The organism is Anaerococcus lactolyticus ATCC 51172, from assembly GCF_000156575.1.
Taxonomy (GTDB): domain Bacteria; phylum Bacillota; class Clostridia; order Tissierellales; family Peptoniphilaceae; genus Anaerococcus; species Anaerococcus lactolyticus.
In genome coordinates, this window is record NZ_GG666076.1 from 1 (window position 1) to 674 (window position 674).

Genomic DNA, 674 nt, shown 5'->3' on the forward strand with positions numbered 1-674 from the left:
GGAAAAACTGCCAAATCAATCCTTATATCCTGTGGAGCAAGGCTTGCTCCATTTGATATTCAGGAACTTAGGGACTTAATGAAAGAAGATGAACTGGAGCTTGATACACTTGGAGAAAAGAAAACAGCTTTATTCGTAATAATATCGGATACAGATGATACATTTAACTTTGTAGTATCAATAATGTACTCACAATTATTTAATCTATTATGTGATAAAGCAGATGACGAATACGGCGGAAGACTTCCTATTCATGTGAGATGCCTACTTGACGAGTTTGCAAATATTGGCTTAATTCCTAAATTTGAAAAGCTTATTGCAACTATTAGAAGTAGAGAAATATCAGCTTGTATAATATTACAAGCACAATCACAACTAAAAAGTATCTATAAAGATAATGCCGATACCATAGTTGGCAATTGTGATTCGACGTTATTTTTAGGAGGCAAAGAAAGAACAACATTAAAAGAATTATCTGAAAGCCTAGGCAAAGAAACCATAGACCTATATAACACATCAGAAACAAGATCGAATCAAAAGAGTTTTGGACTAAATTATCAAAAAACTGGTAAGGAACTTATGAGTCAAGATGAAATAACTGTAATGGACGGTGGTAAGTGTATATACCAGCTAAGAGGAGTAAGACCTTTCTTATCTGATAAGTTTGATATTAC

At 33.2% G+C, this 674-nt stretch carries 1 protein-coding gene; it reads left to right on the forward strand.

Features of this window, described 5'->3' with window-relative positions; genetic code table 11:
* Positions 1 to 674, forward strand: a 674-nt coding sequence (locus HMPREF0072_RS10325) for a VirD4-like conjugal transfer protein, CD1115 family (protein WP_004830360.1), incomplete at both ends; no start/stop codon positions are given.